The organism is Peptostreptococcus sp. D1 (genome assembly GCF_900112955.1).
In the GTDB taxonomy this organism is placed as follows: Bacteria; Bacillota; Clostridia; order Peptostreptococcales; family Peptostreptococcaceae; genus Peptostreptococcus.
In genome coordinates this window covers 1-2,625 of sequence record NZ_FONP01000031.1, presented here as the reverse complement: position 1 = coordinate 2,625, position 2,625 = coordinate 1, and the positions used below count along the sequence as shown (strand labels likewise).

At 33.6% G+C, this 2,625-nt stretch carries 1 protein-coding gene; it reads left to right on the top strand.

Features of this window, described 5'->3' with window-relative positions; genetic code table 11:
- Nucleotides 1-385 precede the first annotated feature (385 nt).
- The coding region (locus BM120_RS10575; protein WP_143076549.1) for a SpaA isopeptide-forming pilin-related protein at nt 386-2,625 on the top strand (2,240 nt) is incomplete at its 3' end.

Below are 2,625 nucleotides of genomic sequence, written 5' to 3'. Positions count from 1 at the left end.
TTCTCTCTTTTTTTATTATTTGTTTCATATCGATTGTAATATTACAAATTTTAAGTAACAAATATGAAAAATAACACTGGAAAAAATTAAATGAATTTGATATAATATACAAATAGAAATTTATGTGAAAAGAGTGGACAAGGATGGATTATTTGAACACAATCGTTAGACAGACAGACAGACAGACAGACAGACAGACAGACAGACAGACAGACAGACAGACAGACAAATAGCTCTGTCTTTTTGTAATATAATTTTTTGTGATTGGCAAGAATATTTACCTGATGGATAGGTATGTATTCTTGCCAATTTTTTATTTCAAACATACAAAAAAATAGGAGCTTTACAGCGATAATTTATAAGAATATCAGTTGAGGAGGAAAAAATGAAAGAGAAATTTAGGTCAATATTGATATCATTATTGGCATTTTTAATAAGCGTGGGAACAATACCGACAAATTTTTATAATGCTCATGCCGAAGCAGGTAATGATTATGGTGTAGTAGGTGCGTATGAAGCCTATTCTGTATTGAAGGAGCTATACGAACAAGGTAAAAAACTAAAAACCGGAAACGAAATGATTTATGTCCGTTCAAATATTAAAGGGGGATCCAATGAAGCCGGAAAAATAGCGTACTGCTTTAATGCAAATAGATCTGTTCCGGACATCAAATCATCTGCACCTGATTATATTGGTGAAGAGTATACAGAAGATACTTTAATAACCTACACAAAGCTTGCAGGAACGAATGATAAATTCTCTAAGCTTACAACTAACGCGAGAGAACGTGCAAGAGAAGCTATTTTGAAAATTGTATATAACGGTTTTCGTGATGGAGAGGGAAATAGAGTTGATGAGATAAAAAACGCATTTAAAGCAAGGTATCCAGATACAGGAGATGGAAATATATCGGACCCTGAAATATATGCAGCTACACAAAAAGCGATTTGGTATTATACAGATTCTGCAGAATTGGTTACAAAAATACCCAAGGAAGCACAAATTATAGGTGACGAAATTGATGCTACGATGAATACAAAGACATGGTATGTTTATCAGTTTTTATTGGGACAGGACTTAACAGATGATAATCCGCTTAAGGGAAAGACTTTGAATGATGCTCCTGTGAATAATACATTAGATTTATTTCAGCCTACAAGGCTACATGAATCTCACAATACAGGCTACCAAAATTTACTTTCATGCGAATTTGTTTCATCAAATGGCGAAACAAATTACACAGAATATGAAGTGAAAATTAAAAAAATTGATAAAGACGATAAATCTACTATAATGGATGCACGACTTAAGCTTGAAGTGATAAATGGTGAAAGCATTGATCAAAGACTATTTATATGGACTACTAAGGAAAATGATGGAAATCTAATTACCTTCAAGCTTCCTGTCGGTGAATACCTTTTGACAGAGCTCAAAGCACCAAATGGATATAAAGTGGCAGATCCTATTACTATCAAAGTTAGTGATACAGGAGAAATTAAATATAGTAGCAAAAATCAAATAGATGTCATTGCAAATGATAAAACAGTAGTTATGGAAGATGAAAAAATTCCTACAATGACTGTAAATGTGAATAAAGAGTGGAAGGATAAAAATGAGGGTACTCCATCTGATTTGGACTTTTTATCTGCAAAGGTAAAATTATTAGCAGATGGTAAAGCTGCTGTTGATGCATCTGGACACAAAGTTCCAGAACAGCTTTTGAATAAAATGTCTAGCTGGAAGGCTTCGTTTACGAATTTACCCATATATAGAAATGGAAATACCTCTGGTGAAAAAATAGTTTATTCTGTTTCTGAATCGGATATGAACAAAACCTATAAATTAGTTGAGGGTGGGGATACTAATGTATCCGGAGAATCTGATAAGGATATAAAGGAAATCAAATTAGTAAATAAAGAGAGCGATACACCTCAACCTGAAGAGGTTTATATAACTAAGGTACAAGTAAATAAAAAATGGAGTAATCAGGATAAAAAATCAACTAAGGATATTTATTTTGAGCTTTGGAAGGTAAAAGCTGGAGAAGAAAGCATAGTTACCTCAGATGATTTTGCCATTCCAAGGGCGGACTTTAAGGCAAGACAAAAACTCCAGCCTACTGTAGCCTCACTTAACTGGACAAATTTATTTTTGAAAGAACAAGGCTACACATTTAAAGTAAAAGAGGTAGATGAAAATGGCAATCCATGGCATGATAAGGAAAATGGATATAAAGAAAATGCATATACAGTTGAGTCAAATGTTGATAAAAGCAAGCAATTACTTATTTTTAATGTAACGAATCATTACGAGGAAAATAAAGAAACAAAGGTAAGCTTCTCAAAGAAGGCTCTGACAGAAAATGGAGAAGAGCTAGCAGGAGCTAAAATCAAGCTTACTAAAAAAGACGATACAACAGAAGAAGGTACAACAGTAATCAAAGAATGGGTAACTGATGGAAAGCTAACAGAATTTGAATTGGAGGCTGGAAGCTATACATTTACAGAGGTATCAGCCCCTGATAAGTATCAAGTGGCAACAGCAATTACCTTTGAGGTAAAAGACGGAAAGGTATTGGTAAAAGGAACTGAAGTAAAAGGCAATACCATAGTGATGGTAGACGA